Genomic DNA, 19,031 nt, shown 5'->3' on the forward strand with positions numbered 1-19,031 from the left:
CTCGCCGGTCCCGGTACGATCGAGGGAACCACGTGCCATGCGTGGACACTCAGGCACCTCATCACGGACTCGGTGCCGCACATACCGATCGAAAGGCGCAGCCATGACCAAGCCCATGCCCGACAAGCCCACGGTGGACGGACTCGAGCAGGTCTGGGGACCGGTCTGGGACGACCAGGGCACGTACCGGTTCGACCGCGACGCCGCCGGGGACCGCAGCACCGTCTACTCGATCGACACCCCGCCGCCGACCGCCTCCGGCTCGCTGCACATCGGTCACGTGTTCTCGTACACGCACACCGACCTCAAGGCCCGGTTCGAGCGCATGCGCGGCAAGCACGTCTTCTACCCGATGGGCTGGGACGACAACGGTCTCCCCACCGAGCGTCGCGTGCAGAACTACTACGGCGTCCGCTGCGACCCGCAGCTCCCCTACGACCCGATGTTCGTCCCGCCGTTCGAGGGCGGCGACAACAAGTCCTCGAAGGCCGCCGACCAGATCCCGGTGTCGCGCCGCAACTTCATCGAGCTGTGCGAACGCCTGACCGTGCAGGACGAGCAGCAGTTCGAGCACCTCTTCCGCACGCTCGGCCTGTCCGTCGACTGGACGCAGTCGTACCGCACGATCGACGACACCTCCCGCGCCAGCGCGCAGCGTGCCTTCCTCCGCAACCTCGAGCGCGGGGAGGCCTACCAGGCCGACGCGCCGACGCTCTGGGACGTCACCTTCCGCACCGCGGTCGCGCAGGCCGAGCTCGAGGACAAGGACATGCCCGGCGCGTACCACGGCATCGCCTTCCACCGCACGGACGGCCAGGGCGACATCGTCATCCAGACGACCCGCCCGGAGCTCCTGCCCGCGTGCGTGGCCCTCGTCGCGCACCCGGACGACGAGCGCTTCCAGGACCTCTTCGGCACGACGGTCCGCTCCCCCCTGTTCGACGTCGAGGTCCCCGTGCTCGCACACCACCTCGCGCAGAAGGACAAGGGCGCCGGCATCGCCATGGTCTGCACCTTCGGTGACACCACCGACGTCGTGTGGTGGCGCGAGCTGCAGCTGCCGAACCGCGCGATCATCGGATTCGACGGCCGCGTGCGCTCCGACGAGCCGGCGTGGATCGAGTCGGCGGGCGGCAAGGCCCTCTACGCCGAGATGGCCGGCAAGACCGTGTTCTCGGCGAAGAAGGTCGTCGTGGACGCCCTGACCGAGTCCGGCGAGCTGGTCGGCGACGTCAAGACCATCCAGCACCCGGTGAAGTTCTTCGAGAAGGGCGACAAGCCCCTCGAGATCGTCTCGACGCGCCAGTGGTACATCGTCAACGGCGCTCGTGACGAGGACCTCAAGGCCACGCTCCGGAAGCGCGGCGAGGAGATCGCCTTCCACCCCGACTTCATGCGCGTCCGCTACGACAACTGGGTCGGCGGCCTCTCCGGCGACTGGCTCATCTCGCGCCAGCGCTTCTTCGGCGTGCCGCTGCCGGTCTGGTACCCGCTCGACGCCGACGGCAACCCGGTGTTCGACCAGCCGATCGTCCCGACCGAGGCGCAGCTGCCCGTCGACCCGGCGTCCGAACCGGCCCCCGGCTACACCGAGGACCAGCGCGGCGTCGCCGGCGGGTTCCAGGGCGAGCTCGACGTCATGGACACCTGGGCGACCTCGTCGCTGACCCCGCAGCTCGCGGGCAAGTGGGAGACCGACCCGGCGCTGTACGACCTCGTGTACCCGTACGACGTCCGCCCGCAAGCGCAGGACATCATCCGCACGTGGCTGTTCACGACGGTGCTCCGCAGCCAGCTCGAGGCCGATGTGGTGCCGTGGAAGAACGCGAGCATCTCGGGCTTCATCGTGGACCCCGACCGCAAGAAGATGTCGAAGTCCAAGGGCAACGTCGTCACCCCGCTCTCGATCCTCGAGCAGCACGGCGCCGACGCGGTCCGCTACTGGGCGGCCTCGTCGAAGCTCGGCACCGACGCGGCGTTCGACGCGCAGAACCCGAAGCAGATCAAGGTCGGTCGCCGTCTGGCGATCAAGGTGCTCAACGCGGCGAAGTTCGTCTACGGCTTCGAGCTGCCGACCGGCGCGCACCAGGTGACCGAGGCGCTCGACGTCGACATGCTCGCCGCGCTCCGCACCACCGTCGAGCAGGCGACCACGGCGTTCGACGGCTTCGACCACGCCCGCGCCCTCGAGGTCACCGAGCGCTTCTTCTGGACGTTCTGCGACGACTACCTCGAGCTCGTCAAGGAGCGCGCGTACGGCACCGCGCCGGACGCGACGCACGAGACCCAGGCGAGCGCCGTCCTGGCGCTCCGCGCCGCCATCGACGTGCAGCTCCGACTGCTCGCACCGTTCCTGCCGTTCGCGACGGAGGAGGTGTGGGCCTGGACCCACGACACCAGCGTGCACCGAGCCTCCTGGCCGACCGCCGCCGACCTGCCGGTCGACGCGGCCGAGACCGGACTGCTCGCCGCCGTCGGGCAGGCGCTCATCGGGATCCGCGGTGCCAAGACGGCTGCCAAGGCGTCCCAGAAGACGCCGGTGACGCGGGCGGTCGTCGCGGCCCCGGCTCAGACCCGGGAGCTCGTCGAGCGTGCAGCCGTCGACCTGGCGGCCGTCGGCCGCATCCAGGACCTGTCGTTCGTGGACGGTCCGGAACTCGCGGTCACCGAGATCGAGCTGGCCGAGCAGCCCGCGTAGGGTCGCGTCCGGCAGTCGTTCACGCAGCACACGGACAGGAGGCCCTGATGCAGTTGGGTACGCGCTGGAACGTGGGTGGGGAGCCACCTGCACGGCTCGTGGAAGCGCTGGTCGTGGCGGTCCGGACCGTCGAGGACGAGCTGGCCTCGGAGGCGGTCGACACCACGGGCTGGGGGTGGACGCTGACCTTCCTGGAGGGCAAGCCGCGCGTCGAGCTCGACGACGGCACGTCGATCCACCTGGACGACGCCGGGCACGCCCAGGTGACGAACCCGGACGACGCTCCCGAAGAGGACTGACGCGCCCGCGCCCTGCGCCCGCGCCCTGCGCCCGCGCCCTGCGCCCGCGTTCGCACAACCAAAAGCACCCCGCGCCACGGGTTTCCGTGGCTCGGGGTGCTTTCGGTTGTGCGGGGCGGTCGGGTCAGGCCTTGGCGAGCCAGCCGAGCAGGACCTCGTTCACCTCGGCGGTGTGCGTGGTGAGGAGGCCGTGCGGGGCACCCTCGATCTCGACGTACTCAGCGTGCGGGAGCGCCTTGGTGAAGCGGCGGCCGGTGGCGTCGATCGGCAGGATGTTGTCCGCCGTGCCGTGCACGATGAGCGCCGGGACGGTGACCTTCGTGATGTCTTGGCGGAAGTCGGTCGGCCAGGTCAGCGGAGCAGCGGCGCTGGCGATCGACCCGGACCCGGCAGCGACGTTCCACGCGTTGCGGACGGCCTCTTCCGAGATGCGCGAGCCGAGGTTCTCCGACAGGTTGAAGAAGTCCTGGTAGAAGTTCGTGAAGTACGCGTACCGGTCCTTCTTCACGTCGGCGGCGATGCCCTCGAAGAACGACATCGGGCCGGCGCCGTCGGGGTTGTCGTCGGTGATGGCGAGGAACGGCTCGAGCGAGGCGAGGAACGCGACCTTGGCGATCCGGTCCTCCCCGTGGCGGCCGATGTAGCGGGCGATCTCGCCAGTGCCCATCGAGAAGCCGACGAGGATGACATCGCGGAGGTCGAGCGTCTCGAGCACGGTGTGCAGGTCGTCGGCGAAGGTGTCGTAGTCGTAGCCGGTGCTCGGCTGGGAGGACTGGCCGAAGCCGCGGCGGTCGTACGTGATCACGCGGTAGCCGGCCTCGAGGAGCGGCGGAACCTGCCCCTCCCAGGAGTTGCCGTCGAGCGGGAAGCCGTGGATCAGCACGATCGGCTGCCCGGTCCCCTTGTCCTCGTAGTGCAGCCGGATGTCGGCGCTGTTCTCGGTCCCGACGGTGATCTCACCCATGGTCGTTCCTTCCGTGACGGACTTGCTGACTTCGCTGCGACCGGAGAACGGTCGTTCTCCGTCGATGTGCCCTACAGTAGAGAACGACCGTTCCCCATGCAACTCGGAGACGGTGAACACACAGCGAACGGGGTACGACATGAGCGCGAACACGATCGAGGCCGACACGAAGGCCCACATCGTCGACGTCGCCGATGCACTCTTCTACGCCCGCGGCATCCAGTCCGTCGGCATGGACGAGATCCGCACGGGCGCCGGCGTCTCCCTGAAGAAGCTCTACGCGGCATTTCCCGGCAAGGACCAGCTCATCGCCGCCGTGCTCGCGGGACGGCACGAGATCTGGGAACACGGCATCGAACAGGCGGTGGACGCCGCGGACTCGCCGCGCGACAAACTCCTGGCGATGTACGACTTCCTCGAGTCCTGGTTCGGGGACGACACCTTCCGCGGCTGCGGGTTCATCAACGCGTTCGGCGAGCTCGGTGCGACCTCTCCGGCCGTCGCCTCGATCGCCCGCCGGCACAAGGAGTCGTTCCAGTCCTTCGTCGCGGCACTCACCACTCGGGCCGTTGCCGACCCGGCTGCCGCCGACGAGCTCGCCGCCCAGCTGGCGTTGCTCGCCGAAGGCGCCCAGACCACCGCGGCGATCGCCGGCGACACCGCACCCGCGCGGCACGCTCGTCGTGCCGCCGCCACCCTGATCGACGCCGCGACCCGTCGCTAGGGTGGGGTGATGACGACGCCGTTCGACGAACCGAGTCCCCTGCCCTACGCACTCCCGCCGTTCGCGGACGTCCAGCCGGAGCACCACCGCCCGGCGTTCGACGCCGGCATGGCCGAACAGCGCAGCGAGGTCGAGGCGATCGCGTCGAACCCGGAGCCGGCGACGTTCGAGAACACGCTCGTTGCGCTCGAGCGCACCGGGCAGCTGCTGTCCCGCGTCAGCTTCGTGTTCTTCACGCTGACGTCCGCCGACTCCACCCCGGAGCTGCACGACATCGAGGCCGAGGTCTCCCCACTGCTCGCAGCACACCGTGACGCCATCACCCTCGACTCGCGGCTGTACGAGCGGGTGCGGGCCGTCCGGGACACCGCCGCTGCCGAGGGCCTCACCGGCGAGGACCTCCGGCTGGTCGAGCGCACCTTCACCGAGATGACCCTCGCCGGCGCCGGGCTCGACGACGCGGGCAAGGAACGCCTGACCGCGATCAACCAGGAGCTCTCGACGCTCACCACGACGTTCGAGCGGAACCTGCTCGAGGACACCAACGACTCCGCGGTCCACGTCACCGCCGAGGACGAGCTCGCGGGACTCGACGACGGCGCGAAGTCGGCCGCTGCCGCAGCCGCAGCCGACCGTGGGCTCGACGGCTGGCTCATCACCCTGCCGCTCTACACCGGGCACCCGTGGCTCGCGTCGCTCACCGACCGCGGGCTGCGCGAGCGCATCATGCGTGCATCCCTCGCCCGAGGTCGTCGCGGGAACGAGCACGACAACCGCGACGTCCTGCTCCGCATCGTCCGGCTCCGGGCCGAGCGCGCCGAACTCCTCGGCTTCCCGGACCACGCGTCGGTCGTCACGGCAGACGAGACGGCCGGCGATCCGGACGCGGTCGCCGGGCTGCTGTCCTCGCTCACACCGGCGGCCGCGCGCAACGCCGAGGACGAGCGCGCGGTCCGGTCACGCACCGTCGGGTTCGACGTCGAGTCGTGGGACTGGGCGTACGCGACCGAGATCCTCCGTGGCGAGCAGTTCGCCGCGGACAGCTCCGCGATGCGCCCGTACCTCGAGGCCGACCGGGTGCTGCACGACGGCGTGTTCTTCGCCGCCAACGCGCTCTACGGCCTGAAGTTCGCCGAGCGCCCCGACCTGCACGGCTACAACGACGACGTCCGCGTGTTCGAGGTCACCGACGAGCACGACGCCCCGGTGGGCCTGTACCTGCTCGACCTCTACACGCGGGACGGCAAGCGGGGCGGCGCGTGGATGAACCCCGTCGTCGAGCAGTCCGCGCTGATGGGCACCCTGCCCGTCGTCGTGAACAACCTCAACGTCGCGAAGCCCGCCGCCGGGTCTCCGACGCTCCTCATCCAGGACGAGGTCGAGACGCTGTTCCACGAGTTCGGGCACGCGCTGCACGGGTTGATCGCACGGACGACGTACCCGCGGTTCTCGGGCACGAACGTCGAGCGGGACTTCGTGGAGTTCCCGAGCCAGGTGAACGAGATGTGGGTCTCCTGGCCAGAGGTCCTCGCGAACTACGCGAAGCACCACGAGACCGGCGAGCCGATGCCGCCGGAGCTCGTCGTCGGGCTGAGCGACTCCGCCGGGTTCAACGAGGGCTTCGGGACGACCGAGTACCTCGCCGCGGCACTCCTCGACCAGGCGTGGCACCGCCTGTCGAAGGCCGAGGCCGACGCGGTCACGGACGTCGAGGCCTTTGAACGCCAGGCCCTGGCGGACGCAGGGGTCGACGTCGCCGCTGTCCCACCGCGGTACTCCTCGACGTACTTCGCCCACACGTTCTCGGGCGGGTACGACGCCGGCTACTACGGGTACATCTGGAGCGAGGTGCTCGACGCCGACACCGTGGAGTGGTTCCGCGACCACGGCGGGCTCGACCGCGCTGCCGGTCGTCGCTTCGCCACGCTGCTGCTCGGGGTCGGCGGGTCGAAGGACCCGATCGAGGCCTTCCGCGAGTTCCGCGGCCGCGACGCCGAGGTCGGTCCCCTGCTGCGCCGCCGCGGCTTGGAGTAGTGCGGGCCCGGCCCGCCCCGCGGTGGGTCGAATCGCGCGTACGAAGCCGAATCGCGCGTAGGAGGTCGGATGTTCCGACCACCTACGCGCGAAAGAGCTTCCTACTGCAGGCACTGTGGGAAAGAACGCGCCACAGGTCGCCCGCGCCACCCCTTACACGCAGAGGGCCCGCCCCGTCGATGACGGTGCGGGCCCTCTGGACGTCCTGTCGCGCTACGCGGACTTCTCGACGCGCTTCGTTCGCGGCCGCGGGACGATCGTCGGCGCCGCGTTCTCGAGCACCGACTCGCGCGTGACGACCACGCGGGCGACGTCGTCATCGGAGGGCACGTCGAACATGATCGGCCCGAGCACTTCTTCCATGATCGCTCGGAGCCCGCGCGCACCGGTCTGGCGGAGCACCGCGAGGTCGGCGATGGCCTCGAGCGCGCCCCGGTCGAACTCGAGCTCGACCCCGTCGATCTGGAACATCCGCTGGTACTGGCGGACGAGCGCGTTCTTCGGCTCCGTCAGGATCTGCATGAGCGCCGACTGGTCCAGCTGCGACACCGTGGTGACGACGGGCAGACGGCCGATGAACTCCGGGATGAGCCCGAACTTGTGCAGGTCTTCCGGCAGGACGTCGGCGAAGAGGTCCTGGTTGTCGAGCGGGCTGTGCAGCGGAGCGCCGAAGCCGATCCCCCGCTTGCCGACGCGGGACGACACGATCTCTTCGAGCCCCGCGAACGCACCGGCGACGATGAACAGCACGTTCGTCGTGTCGATCTGGATGAACTCCTGGTGCGGGTGCTTCCGACCACCCTGCGGCGGGACGGACGCGACCGTCCCCTCGAGGATCTTGAGCAGTGCCTGCTGCACGCCTTCGCCGGAGACGTCACGCGTGATCGACGGGTTCTCGGCCTTGCGGGCGATCTTGTCGACCTCGTCGATGTAGATGATGCCGGTCTCGGCGCGCTTGACGTCGTAGTCAGCGGCCTGGATGAGCTTGAGCAGGATGTTCTCGACGTCTTCGCCGACGTAGCCCGCTTCGGTCAGGGCGGTGGCGTCCGCGACGGCGAACGGCACGTTGAGCCGCTTGGCCAGCGTCTGCGCCAGGTACGTCTTGCCGCAGCCCGTCGGACCGATCAGCAGGATGTTGGACTTGGCGATCTCGACGTCGTCGCGGTCTTCTGCGGCCGTGATCTGCCCCTGCGCGCGGATGCGCTTGTAGTGGTTGTAGACAGCGACCGCCAGCGCACGCTTCGCGGGGTCCTGCCCGATGACGTACTCCTGCAGGAATTCGAAGATCTCGCGCGGCTTCGGGAGCTCGAACTCGCCGCTGCCGGTCTCGTCGCTGGCTTCAGCGAGACGCTCTTCGATGATCTCGTTGCAGAGCTCGACGCATTCGTCGCAGATGTAGACGCCGGGACCGGCGATCAACTGCTGCACCTGCTTCTGGCTCTTGCCACAGAAGGAGCACTTGAGGAGGTCCCCGCTCTCTCCGATGCGTGCCATGCTCCGGCCTTCCCTGGTTGACGTGCGCTGCAGTCGACGTGCACTGCAGTCGACGAGCACCACTGCTCGCGTGCACGAGGTCGTCGTGTTGTCGAGCCTAACCGCATCCGGTGACACTGACGGCGACGCCGTGCGCGTTTCCGGGGCCGCGTTCGCCCAGGGCGTGCAGTGCTGCTACGGTGATGCAGTCTTCTCTACAAGTTGTAGAACACCATCCGGAAGGAACCCCATGCAGAAGCGTCTCGCCGCCGGTGGCGCAGTGACCCTCGGCGTCGCCGCCGCGATCGTCCTCGGCACCGCGGCGTCCGCCAGCGCCCACGTCGAGGCGACGAGCACCTCCTCCGCCGCGGGTTCGTACACGACGGCGACCTTTTCCGTCCCGCACGGCTGCGACGGCTCCCCCACGACGAAGCTGCAGTTCCACGTGCCGTCCTCGGTGATCGAGGTCACACCGACCGTGAACCCGAACTGGGACATCACGAAGGCGACCGAGCCCTACACGAGCCCCTCCGCCTCCGCCGACGACGAGACCGCCGCCGACGCCGGTGAGCGCGTCACGAGCATCACCTACACGGCGAAGACCCCGCTCCCCGCCGACGAGCGCGACACCTTCTCGCTGTCGTTCTCGCTGCCGGACGGCAAGCCGGGCGACGTCGTCGCACTCCCGGTCACCCAGACCTGCGAGCAGGGGTCGACCGAGTGGAACCAGGAGCAGAAGGCGGGCGAGGCCGAGCCCGAGCACCCCGCGCCCTCCATCACGCTGACCGCCGCCTCGACCGGGGACGACGAGCACGACGCTGCTGCCGCCACCGGCGATGACGCCACGGCGAGCACCACGACGACCTCCCAGCCCGATCTCGTCGGCCGGTTCCTCGGCCTCGGCGGACTCGTCGTCGGCGCTGCCGGCCTCGTCGTCGCCGTCGCCGCGACCCGACGCCGCAGCGCCAAGTGACGACCGTCCGTCCGGCACGTGGCCGGTCCCGGGCCTGGAGGCTCGCGGCCGGCACCGCCGCGTCCGTCGCGATCGCGGGCGGCGCGGTCCTCGGGCTCGCCGGCCCGGCGAGCGCGCACAACTACATGATCGCGTCGACGCCGAAGGTCGACGGCACGCTGACGTCCCTGCCGGACGCGTTCGAGATCACCACGAACGACAAGCTGCTCGACATCGGCGGCACCGGGTCGGGCTTCGCCTTCCGGATCGTCGGACCGGACAAGCGCTACTACGAGGACGGCTGCGTCACCGTCGACGGCCCCTCGATGACCACGAAAGCCGCGCTCGGCTCCTCCGGAAAGTACGAGGTCGAGTGGCAGATCGTCTCGGCCGACGGCCACACCGTCTCCGACGAGTACGCCTTCACGTGGAAGGCCCCGTCCGGGTTCACGCCAGCAAAGGGCTCCGCGAAGCCGCCGACCTGCGCGACCGCCGGGTCGTCGAGTTCGTCGGCCACCACGGGCACCGCGTCCGGCACGACGGACTCCCCGATGTCCGACGCGCTCTGGATCGGCGCCGGCGGCCTGGTCCTCGTCGCCGCGGTCGTCGCCGTCCTGCTGCTCCTCCGTCGCCGCCCCGCCCCCACCGACGACGAGGACTGACACGCGAGACCTGACCCGGCGCCCTCGTGAGCCGGTGAGATCGCGCTCCACGTCGGATCAGGCGACCGGATTGCGACACGGATCGCGATCTCACCACCCGGCACCGGGCCTCCAGACCGACCCCGCGCACGCAAGAAGGCCCCCGCACCATCGGTGCGGGGGCCTTCTTCGTTCGCTACTTGACGAGTGCGGGGAGGTTCTTCCGGCTCGTCAGGACCTGGTCGATCAGGCCGTACTCGACGGCCTCGGCCGCGGACATGATCTTGTCGCGCTCGATGTCGCTGTTGACCTGCTCCGTGGTCTTGTTGGAGTGCTTCGACAGCGTCTCCTCGAGCCAGGTGCGCATGCGGAGGATCTCCGCCGCCTGGATCTCGATGTCCGACGCCTGTCCGCCACCCTGCTGGGTCGCGGGCTGGTGGATGAGGACGCGGGCGTTCGGCAGCGCAAGACGCTTGCCGGGGGTACCGGCAGCGAGGAGCACCGACGCCGCCGACGCGGCCTGACCGAGGCAGACCGTCTGGATCTGCGGACGGATGTACTGCATCGTGTCGTAGATCGCCGTCATCGCGGTGAACGAGCCACCGGGCGAGTTGATGTACATCACGATGTCGCGGTCCGGGTCCATCGACTCGAGCACGAGCAGCTGGGCCATGACGTCGTCGGCCGACGCGTCGTCGACCTGGACGCCGAGGAACACGATGCGGTCCTCGAACAGCTTCGCGTACGGGTCCTGCCGCTTGTAGCCGTAGGCCGTGCGCTCTTCGAAGCTCGGGAGGATGTACCGATCAGTGGGAGCCGGGACGTTCTGCGCGCCACCGAGCATGGGGAGATGCATTCTCGTTTCCTTTTCTTCGGTGGGGATCAGGACTGGGCGTCGGGGTCGGCTGCCGCGGTGGGGGTCTCGCCGTCGCTGACGGTCCCGCCGCCGCCGATGACCTCGGCGCTGGACGCGCGGAGGTGGTCGACGAAGCCGTAGTCGAGCGCTTCCTGCGCCGTGAACCAGTTGTCGCGGTCGTTGTCCTTGAGGACCTGCTCGACCGTCTTGCCGGTCTGCTCGGCGGTCAGCTCGGCCATCCGCTGCTTCATGTCGAGGATGACCTTCGCCTGCGTCTGGATGTCCGCGGCGGTACCGCCGAAGCCACCGGACGGCTGGTGGAGCAGCACGCGCGCGTTCGGGGTGATGTAGCGCTTGCCGGGCGTGCCCGACGAGAGCAGGAACTGCCCCATCGAGGCGGCGAGGCCGATGCCCACCGTGACGATGTCGTTCGGCACGAACTGCATCGTGTCGTAGATCGCCATGCCGGCGGTGATCGAACCACCGGGCGAGTTGATGTAGAGGTAGATGTCCTTCTCAGGGTCCTCGGCGGCGAGCAGCAGCAGCTTGGCTGCGATCTCGTTCGAGTTGTCGTCGCGGACCTCGGAGCCGAGCCACACGATCCGGTCTCTCAGAAGGCGGTCAAAAACACTGGGGTTCAGTGTCGCTTCGGCCATGGAAAAGCTCCCGTTCAGTTGTCGCTTGATGTCGAACTTATCGGTTGCAACGCATCAGTTCGCGCCTGTTCGCTGTCGGCAATGCGGGTGGCCGGAAAAGCGGACGGGAGGCACGGTGCCAGCTGGCACCGTGCCTCCCGTCCGGTGGGTGGTGACTAGTCGGCGTCGGCCGTGGCCGGCTCCTGCGCGACACCCGCGGTGAACGCGGAGAGGTCGACGTCGTTGCCCTCGGTGTCCTTGACGGTCACCTTGGAGAGGACCGTCGCGACGGCCTTCGAGCGTGCGACCTCGCCGACCATGCCCGGGATCTGCCCGTTCTGGTCGATGACCTTGATGAACTCGCCCGGCTCCATGCCGTACTGCGCTGCGGCCTGGATCAGGTACTGCGTGAGTTCTTCCTGCGAGACCTGGATCGACTCCTTCTCGGCGATGGAGTCGAGGAGGATCTGCGAGCGGAAGGCGGTCTCGCTGGACTCGGCGACCTCCTTGCGGTGCTCGTCGTCCTCGAGACGGTTCTCCTGCTCGAGGTGACGGTGGACCTCGTCCTCGATGAGCTTCTCCGAGATCGGGATCTCCACGTCCTCGAGGAGCTTCTCGACGAGCTTGTCGCGAGCCGCTGCGCCCTGACCGAAGGTCTTGGACTTCGCGATCTGCTCCTTGAGGTCGCCCTTGAGCTCCTCGATGGTGTCGAACTGCGACGCGATCTGCGCGAACTCGTCGTCGGCCTCGGGGAGCTCGCGCTCCTTGACGGCGGTGACGGTCACGGCGATCTGTGCGGTCTCGCCCTCGCGGTCGCCACCGACGAGCGTGGACTCGAACGTGGTGGACTCACCGGCGGTGAGGGACTCGAGCGCCTCGTCGATGCCCTCGAGCAGGTCGCCCGAGCCGAGCTCGTAGGAGACGCCCGTGGCCGAGTCGACCTCGTCGTCGCCGATGGTCGCGGTCAGGTCGATCTGGGCGAAGTCGCCCTTGGTCGCCGGACGGTCGACGGTGACGAGCGTGCCGAAGCGGGTGCGCAGGTTCTGCAGCTCCTCTTCGATCTCGTCGTCGGAGACCTCGACCGCGTCGACCGTCAGCTCGTAGGAGCTGTAGTCGGGGAGGTCGAACTCGGGACGCACGTCCACCTCGAAGGTGAGGACGAGGTCGCCGCTGAAGTCCTTGACGTTCGGGAGCTCGGACACGTCCGCCTCGGCACGGCCGAGGATGCGGAGCTCCTGCTCTTCGACCGCCTGGCGGTAGAAGGTGTCGATCGCGTCGCCGACGGCGTGGTTCAGGACCTCGCCGCGGCCGACACGCTGGTCGACGATCGCCGGCGGGACCTTGCCCTTGCGGAAGCCGGGGATGTTGATCTGCTCGGCGATGTGCTTGTACGCGTGGTCGATGCTCGGCTTGAGCTCTTCCGGCGTCACGTTCACCGTGAGCTTGACGCGGGTCTCGCTCACCTTGTCGACGGTGCTGTTGGCCAAGGGGGGTTCTCCTGATGGTTGGCGGTGGTGTGTCCTGGTCGGGGCGACAGGATTCGAACCTGCGACCTCCCGCTCCCAAAGCGGGCGCTCTACCAAGCTGAGCTACGCCCCGTTTGTCTGAGCCAGGGTTCTCGCGCACGCCGAAAGGGCGCACGCGACGCCGATGAGTCTAGCGGGGATGTGGTCCGCGGTTCCCGGGAGCTTGGGAGTCTGTGCGCAGACTCCGTCGCCAGCGCACGCCGACGAGGACCTGTACCCCGAGTGCGGCGACGGCCAGCACGATGCCGAGGACGATCCGCCAGACGTGCAGGAGCGCGTGCGCCGGCTGGGTCTGGGGGTCGCCGAACAGGTCCGGGCGGAGCGACAGGACCGCCGCGGCGAGGGCCACCAGGACGTAGGAGAGCACCCGCGAACGCTTGATCGTGCGCTGGGACGACTCGTCGGGTGGCAAGAGGACCATGAGGGGTGTGTTCGTCCGCTACAGTGGTGGGGCTGCACTTCGTGCGCAGGCGCGGGGATGTAGCTCAATGGTAGAGCCCCAGTCTTCCAAACTGGCTACGCGGGTTCGATTCCCGTCATCCCCTCCACGAACCGAACCGAACCGAACCGAACCGGCACTGCGCCGAATCTCGATTCCCGTCATCCCCTCCACATACAGACAGGCACAGCCTCGCTTCCCGTTGTCCCGACCGGCGTGCGAACAGGCCGACCGCTAAGCGTGGATGTGCCCCCGGGAGTCCGACTCGATCTCCTGGCGCAGCATCCGGTAATGGTCTTCCCAGCCCGGGGTTCCACCACCCGCAGCGTGGAGCGCCGTTCGAACAGCACTGATCGCGGTCTCGAGCGCACGGACTTCGCTCGATGACGTGACGCCGAGCGAGAAGGTCAGGGTCTTCCGCGCCAGGTCCGCCTCGACGTCCTGGTCGAAGACGCCGTCCATCTCGTACAGGGCTTCGGCAGATGCTTCGAAGTCGGCCCGGACCTGCTCGGCATCAGCGCCGAGTGCTTCGCACTCAAGACGCAGGAAGTAGCTCGTCATCATGGCCTCCAGTCACCAGCAGTCTAGGCGGGTCGTTCGGTGCTTCAGGTTTGCGAGGTATCGCGAACTCGAGGGCGTGAGGTGGACGGTGTGCAGGTGCGCACCGCAACCGCAGTAGCCCTTGTAGTACTTCTTCCCCCTCACGAATCGCCATCCGTGTGATTCCGCGATCTGCATGAAGCGCTCGATCTCCTTCTTCGGATGCCGCGGTCGGTCGACCATGCCCCACCTCTCCTCCGCGCTTGACGGTACGGAGCGACGCGGCACGGATCGCCGTCCGTGCGCCGATCTGTGGAGAACTCGTCAGTGGTCACCGTCGTCGAGGGTCAGGAGCCACTGGCGCGGGGCATCGCGGTACTCGTCGGGCATCGCGTCGCCGGCGGCATCGATCGCGCGCTGCCAGCTCAGGGCCCGCGGCACGACACCGACCGTCTTCGCCAGCGCCACGATGTGCTGCACATCGGGATCGTCGGCGACCCCGGGCTCGCCGAAGAACGTCTCGAGGTACGCGTCGACGGCTCCGGGAACGTCCTCCTGCCCGGCGACGAGCAGGCTGAGGAACGGGTGCGACACGCAGGCGTCACCCCAGTCGAACGGCACGGCGTCCCGCACGAACGCGTTGCCGTCGTGCAGGTCGCTGTGCTCGATCGTGGCCATCGGCAGCAGCTCGTCGAGCTCGGCCGCCGCGTCGCGGAGTCGTCCGAGCACGGCCGGGCGCTCCGGTGCCCAGCGGTCGACCACCGCGGCTGCGACGTCGGGGAGCACCGGGAGCCGGAGGTCGGGCACGCCGGCGCGCACCAGCTCCTCGGCTGCCGCGGGCTCGGTCGCCCACTGCAGCTCGGCGTAGTGCCGCATCACCTCACGCCACACGGTCTCGCGGTCATCGGCATCGCGGACGATCGGGCCGCCGTCCGGCAGCAGGACGAAGGCGCCCTCGACGGCGACGGGACGCTGCACGTGCGGGACCCCGTGCAGCGCGAGCACGTCGAGGAGCGCCGGCTCGGGTGAGACGCCCGCCGTCGCGGACTTCAGGAACAGGTCGCCGTCGCCGGTGGTCACGCGCCAGACGGTGCTCCACGCGCGTCGGTGCACCTCCTCGACCCCGAGCACGTCGGTACCGTGCTCGGCGAGCGTCGCGCGCGCCCAGTCGACCGCGTCAGTGCTGGTTTCCATGCCAGAACGCTACGGGAGAGCGACAGTGTCCGACGGGAGTGCCGCCGCACACTGTCGCTTTCGCGGAACGAGCCCGCGGGACTCGCCCCTACCGGTAGACCGCGGACTGGCCGTAGAGGACGTTCGTGAACGACGACACGTACGAGCTCTCGTCCCCGCCCGGCAGGTTGTACGTCATGAAGACGCCGTACCCGTCGGCCTTCGTGCGCTGTGCGAGCGACACCGCGGTGGACTGGGGCGTGTTCTGGATGTCGACCGCAGCGGCCGAGAGCGAGCTCTTGCCGAGGCCGGGGATCGAGGGCGCCGAGTACGTGCCGTAGTACGGGTTCCACGCGTAGTTCAGCTTCGACCCGATGGTGCTGCTCGCCTTCGACAGCGACGACGACGCCGGGCCGATGTCGTAGAACGAGATCAGCTTGCCGGGCATGTCAGCGCGCAACGCGGTGATGAGCCACCCGATGGACTGGTCGTTCGGCTGCGGGGTGCCGTTCGTACCGTAGTCGGAGTACTCGTCGTCGAGGTCGACCCCGTCGAGCCCGTACTTCGTGACCGTGGCGGCGACCTGGGACGCGAAGTCCTGCGCTGCTGCCTGCGAGGGGAAGTTCGCGATCCCGGCTCCCTGGTGGTTGCCGAGGATCGACAGCGAGACCTTGATGCCCTTCGCCTGCAGCGGCTTGATCTGCGTCGCGGCGGCGTCGAGCGTCGCCTGCACCTTGTCGTTGTTGTACAGCACGGCCTTCGAGCCGTTCCAGTTGATGTTCGCGGCGAAGATGATCGCCACGTCGAACGCGTTCGCCCCGTTGGACAGCGTGTACCGCCCGACGTTCGACAGCTGGTCGTTGTTGACCTCGACGTAGGCGATGCTCGTCGGCCCCGTCTTCGTGGCGGCCGCAGCGGCAGGCGCCGCCGTTGCTGCGGTCGGCACGAGCGGTGCCGCCACCATCGCGGCGAGCGCCGCCACGATCCCGAACTTCATCGACTTCTTCATGTCACTCCTCTTCGAGTGTCGCGACGGCGGTCGCCGCCGACGTTGTTCAGCTCCGCGCGAAGCGGAACGTGCGCACCTCGAACGCATCCACGGCGAACGCCGTGTCGGTCGAGGACGTGTGTGCGGAGCCCTCCGGCAGTGGCTCCTCGAGCAGCGACACCTCGACGGGGTCGCCGAAGGGCCCGTCCACCGCGATCGAACCGGTCCCCCGGCGGCCCGCGGGCTCGTACACCCGCACGACGAGGTCGCCGGAGCGGTCGTCGGCGAGCTTCACGCTCGACACCACGACGTCGCCGGACACCTGCACGAGTGGCGCGAAGCCACGGTCGCCCGTGACGGTCCGCGACGCCGTGTTCATGAGCGCCCCGGCGGTCGTGGCTCCCGCGATGTCGGTCCCGATGACCAGCCCGAACCGGTGCGTCTGCACACCCTGGTCGGTCTCCGGGTCGGGGAAGCGCGGCGCGCGGAGGAGCGAGAGCCGGACCGTCGTGGTGACGTGCCCGTCGACGGCGTCGCGGGTGGTGTCGAACCCGTGGATCGAGTCGTTGACCAGGGCGACCCCGAACCCCGGCTCCTCGACGAGCACGTAGCGGTGCATCGAGGTCTCGAACTTCGCGGCCTCCCACGAGGTGTTCGTGTGCGTCGCCCGCTTCTGCGCGCCGAACTGGGTCTCGGCGACGGTGTGCTCGGCGCGGACGTCGAGCGGGAAGGCGACCTTGAGGAACTTCTCGGTCTCGTGCCAGTCGGTCGTCTGGTCGATCTCCAACGTGCGCGATCCCGGCGCGAGGGTGATCTCCTGCGTCAGCGTCGATGCGCTGAACGCCCGCGACACCACGACCCGGGCGGTGCCGTCCGCGTCGACCGAGCCGGTCAGCCCGGTCACCTCGTCGAGGTCCTCGACCCGGTTCCGGTAGTACCGGTCGACGTCCCACGCGTCCCACATGTTCGGGAAGTCCTGGTGGAGCTGGAGCAGGTTCGCCGCCTGTCCCGACGCGATCGCCTCTCGTCCGGTGCTGCGGTCGACCGCGCTGGTGACGAGTCCCCTGGCGTCGACGACGACGCGAACCAGGTCGTTCGTGAGCACGAACCTGCCGTCGACCGCGTCGAGGGCGACTGCGGCCGCGACGGTGACGTCCGCGGCGAGCGTCGCGCCGAGCGCGGGGGCGCCGGACTGGAGGCTCGGGGCCGGGTTGGCCACGACGGTCCGGTTTCCGGCACCGACGAGCGCCGACAGGGCGGAGGCGATGAGGGCCTCCAGGCGGTCCGCGACCTCTGCGTACTTCGCCACCGCCTCGCGGTGGACCCACGCGATCGACGTGCCGGGGAGGATGTCGTGGAACTGCTGGAGGAGCACCTGCTGCCAGAGCGCGTCCAACCCGTCGTACGGGTAGACGAAGTCGGTCCGGGCGGCCGCGGTCGCGGCCCACAGCTCGGCCTCGACGAGCAGGTGCTCGCTCCGGCGGTTGCCCTGCTTGGTCTGGTGCTGGCTGGTCAGCGTGGCACGGTGCAGCTCGAGGTAGAGCTCCCCCACCCACACCGGCGGGTCGGGCAGCTCGGCCTTCGCCCGGTCGAAGAACACGTCGGGGTGCTCCCACGTCACGCGAGCGCTCCCCTCGAGGTCGGCCAGCCGCGCGGCGGTACCGGTCATCTCACGCGTGGTGCCACCGCCGCCGTCGCCCCAGCCGACCGGGGCGATCGACCCCGACGCCAGCCGGTTCTCACGGAACTGCCGCGATGCCTTGGCGACCTCGGATCCGGAGAGGCGCGAGTTGTACGTGTCCATCGACGGGAAGTGCGAGAACACCCGCGATCCGTCGATGCCCTCCCACAGGAACGTGTGGTGCGGGAACTTGTTCACCTGGTTCCACGAGATCTTCTGCGTGAAGAACCACTCGAAGCCCGCGCGGCGCATCAGCTGCGGCAGGGCCGGCGAGTACCCGAAGCTGTCCGGCAGCCACACGCCCTTCGGCCGGATCCCGAACTCGCGCTCGAAGAACCGCTGTCCCTGCGAGAACTGCCGGACGATGCTCTCGCCGGTCGGCATCACGGTGTCGGATTCGACCCACATCCCGCCGAGGGGCAGGAAGCGTCCGGCGGCGACGGCGTCCTTGACCCTGGCGTAGACCTCGGGCCGGTGTTCCTTGATCCACGCGTACTGCTGCGCGCTGGACATGCCGTAGAGGAAGTCGTCGGTCTGGTCGATGAGCTCCGTCATCGTGGACGAGGTCCGCGCGACCTTCCGGATGGTCTCCCGCACCGGCCAGAGCCACGCGGAGTCGATGTGCGCGTGCCCGACGGCGGAGATCCGGTGCGCCGATGCCTCTGCGGGCGCCGCGAGTACGTCGGCGAGCGCCGCACGGGCATCGGGCGCCGTCGCCGCGATGTGCTGCAGGTCGAGGGCGTCGAGCGCGTCGTCGAGCGCCTGCAGGATGCGCATGCGCCGCGGGCCCTCCGGCAGCTCCGCCTGGAGTTCGAGCAGCACGTCGATGTCGAGCGCGAGCTCGTGTACCTCGGACTCGAAGACGGCGAGGTCCATCCGGCGGCTCGTGTACAGCCGCTTCGACGACGAGGTCTGGATGTCGCCCTCGTGCGTGACGAGGAAGGGGTGGTAGTCGAGCAGCACCGGGTTCGACGCCGCCTCGACGAAGAACTCGACGGTCTCGCCGCCCACTGCTTCCTCCGCGACGAGCACCCACTGGTTCCTCGGGTTGATCGACTTCACCGGGGTCCCGTCGGCGAGGTACACGAGCCCCTCGCACTGGAACCCCGGCATGTTGATGTCGAAGCCGAGGTCGATCACGGCCTCCACCCGTCGACCGGCCCACTCGACCGGCACCCTCCCGGACAGCCGGAACCACGTCGTCCCCCACGCGGCACCCCACGTCGTCCCGACCTCGTACGGCTCGAACGTCAGCGCGAGCCCCTCCGCCGGCGGGATCGGCTCGCCGGGCAGTTCGTGCCACGCGGTCTCGAGCGGCGTCGCCGTGGCGTGCACCGCCGGTCGGATCCGCTCGTCGAGGACGCGTCGGGCTCGGCCGGTGGTGAGGGGGATGTCGTCGTGCATGGTG

The 19,031-nt window shown here is 69.1% G+C and carries 16 protein-coding genes and 2 tRNA genes; 7 read left to right on the plus strand and 11 right to left on the minus strand.

From position 1 onward, the window contains the following. Window positions 1-103: 103 nt before the first annotated feature. Window positions 104-2,698: a valine--tRNA ligase gene (gene valS / locus ACO0E1_RS03275; RefSeq protein WP_422872880.1), complete on the plus strand. Its 2,595-nt coding sequence runs from the start codon at window positions 104-106 to the stop codon at window positions 2,696-2,698. A 47-nt stretch (window positions 2,699-2,745) separates the two neighbouring features. Beyond that, a complete protein-coding gene (locus ACO0E1_RS03280; RefSeq protein ID WP_422872881.1) occupies window positions 2,746-2,997 on the plus strand; it encodes a hypothetical protein in 252 nt (83 codons plus the stop codon). 124 nt (window positions 2,998-3,121) lie between these two features. Here ACO0E1_RS03280 and ACO0E1_RS03285 read toward each other — a convergent pair whose 3' ends face one another. Further along, a complete protein-coding gene (locus ACO0E1_RS03285) occupies window positions 3,122-3,961 on the minus strand; it encodes an alpha/beta fold hydrolase (RefSeq protein WP_422872882.1) in 840 nt (279 codons plus the stop codon). A gap of 139 nt (window positions 3,962-4,100) precedes the next feature. On the opposite strand from ACO0E1_RS03285, the gene ACO0E1_RS03290 reads away from it, so the two are divergent. Together ACO0E1_RS03290 and ACO0E1_RS03295 are read left to right on the plus strand one after the other, a co-directional pair. Beyond that, entirely contained in the window at window positions 4,101-4,685 is a 585-nt protein-coding gene (locus ACO0E1_RS03290; RefSeq protein ID WP_422872883.1) for a TetR/AcrR family transcriptional regulator, read from the plus strand. Window positions 4,686-4,694: 9 nt separating this feature from the next. Beyond that, the gene (locus ACO0E1_RS03295; RefSeq protein WP_422872884.1) at window positions 4,695-6,719 is read left to right on the plus strand and encodes a M3 family metallopeptidase; all 2,025 of its coding nucleotides are present in this window, start codon (window positions 4,695-4,697) and stop codon (window positions 6,717-6,719) included. A gap of 213 nt (window positions 6,720-6,932) precedes the next feature. Here the strand turns inward: ACO0E1_RS03295 and clpX are convergent, their stop codons facing one another. Further along, window positions 6,933-8,213 (minus strand): ATP-dependent Clp protease ATP-binding subunit ClpX, encoded by a 1,281-nt coding sequence (gene clpX / locus ACO0E1_RS03300; RefSeq protein WP_422872885.1) that lies wholly within the window; start codon window positions 8,211-8,213, stop codon window positions 6,933-6,935. Between the two features lie 229 nt (window positions 8,214-8,442). Between clpX and ACO0E1_RS03305 the strand changes: the two genes are divergently transcribed. Together ACO0E1_RS03305 and ACO0E1_RS03310 are read left to right on the plus strand one after the other, a co-directional pair. Then, on the plus strand, window positions 8,443-9,165 hold the full coding sequence (locus ACO0E1_RS03305; RefSeq protein ID WP_422872886.1) for a YcnI family copper-binding membrane protein: 723 nt from the start codon (window positions 8,443-8,445) through the stop codon (window positions 9,163-9,165). Then, window positions 9,162-9,806, plus strand: a complete 645-nt coding sequence (locus ACO0E1_RS03310) for a copper resistance CopC family protein (RefSeq protein WP_422872887.1) — start codon at window positions 9,162-9,164, stop codon at window positions 9,804-9,806. Before ACO0E1_RS03305 ends, ACO0E1_RS03310 begins: the two co-directional genes overlap by 4 nt. A gap of 175 nt (window positions 9,807-9,981) precedes the next feature. On the opposite strand, the gene ACO0E1_RS03315 is transcribed toward ACO0E1_RS03310, so the two are convergent. From ACO0E1_RS03315 to ACO0E1_RS03335, 5 genes are all read right to left on the minus strand, one after another. Beyond that, window positions 9,982-10,641, minus strand: coding sequence for an ATP-dependent Clp protease proteolytic subunit (locus ACO0E1_RS03315; protein WP_422872888.1), 660 nt, complete (start codon window positions 10,639-10,641; stop codon window positions 9,982-9,984). A 26-nt stretch (window positions 10,642-10,667) separates the two neighbouring features. Beyond that, a complete protein-coding gene (locus ACO0E1_RS03320; protein ID WP_281267357.1) occupies window positions 10,668-11,297 on the minus strand; it encodes an ATP-dependent Clp protease proteolytic subunit in 630 nt (209 codons plus the stop codon). Between the two features lie 155 nt (window positions 11,298-11,452). Then, window positions 11,453-12,763: a trigger factor gene (gene tig / locus ACO0E1_RS03325; RefSeq protein ID WP_422872889.1), complete on the minus strand. Its 1,311-nt coding sequence runs from the start codon at window positions 12,761-12,763 to the stop codon at window positions 11,453-11,455. 35 nt (window positions 12,764-12,798) lie between these two features. After that, window positions 12,799-12,875 (minus strand) — tRNA-Pro (locus ACO0E1_RS03330). Between the two features lie 57 nt (window positions 12,876-12,932). Continuing rightward, entirely contained in the window at window positions 12,933-13,223 is a 291-nt protein-coding gene (locus tag ACO0E1_RS03335) for a hypothetical protein (protein ID WP_422872890.1), read from the minus strand. A 53-nt stretch (window positions 13,224-13,276) separates the two neighbouring features. On the opposite strand from ACO0E1_RS03335, the gene ACO0E1_RS03340 reads away from it, so the two are divergent. Further along, a tRNA-Gly gene (locus ACO0E1_RS03340) sits at window positions 13,277-13,350 on the plus strand. 125 nt (window positions 13,351-13,475) lie between these two features. Here ACO0E1_RS03340 and ACO0E1_RS03345 read toward each other — a convergent pair. The 4 genes from ACO0E1_RS03345 to ACO0E1_RS03360 form a co-directional block, all read right to left on the minus strand. Next, the gene (locus ACO0E1_RS03345) at window positions 13,476-13,802 is read right to left on the minus strand and encodes a hypothetical protein (protein WP_422872891.1); all 327 of its coding nucleotides are present in this window, start codon (window positions 13,800-13,802) and stop codon (window positions 13,476-13,478) included. A 303-nt stretch (window positions 13,803-14,105) separates the two neighbouring features. Further along, on the minus strand, window positions 14,106-14,975 hold the full coding sequence (locus ACO0E1_RS03350) for an aminoglycoside phosphotransferase family protein (protein WP_422872892.1): 870 nt from the start codon (window positions 14,973-14,975) through the stop codon (window positions 14,106-14,108). 88 nt (window positions 14,976-15,063) lie between these two features. Then, entirely contained in the window at window positions 15,064-15,963 is a 900-nt protein-coding gene (locus ACO0E1_RS03355) for an endo-beta-N-acetylglucosaminidase H (RefSeq protein WP_422872893.1), read from the minus strand. Window positions 15,964-16,009: 46 nt separating this feature from the next. Next, complete coding sequence (locus ACO0E1_RS03360; protein ID WP_422872894.1) at window positions 16,010-19,027, minus strand: alpha-mannosidase; 3,018 nt, start codon at window positions 19,025-19,027, stop codon at window positions 16,010-16,012. Window positions 19,028-19,031 lie beyond the last annotated feature (4 nt).

This window comes from Curtobacterium guangdongense (genome assembly GCF_049341845.1).
Lineage (GTDB): Bacteria > Actinomycetota > Actinomycetes > Actinomycetales > Microbacteriaceae > Curtobacterium > Curtobacterium guangdongense.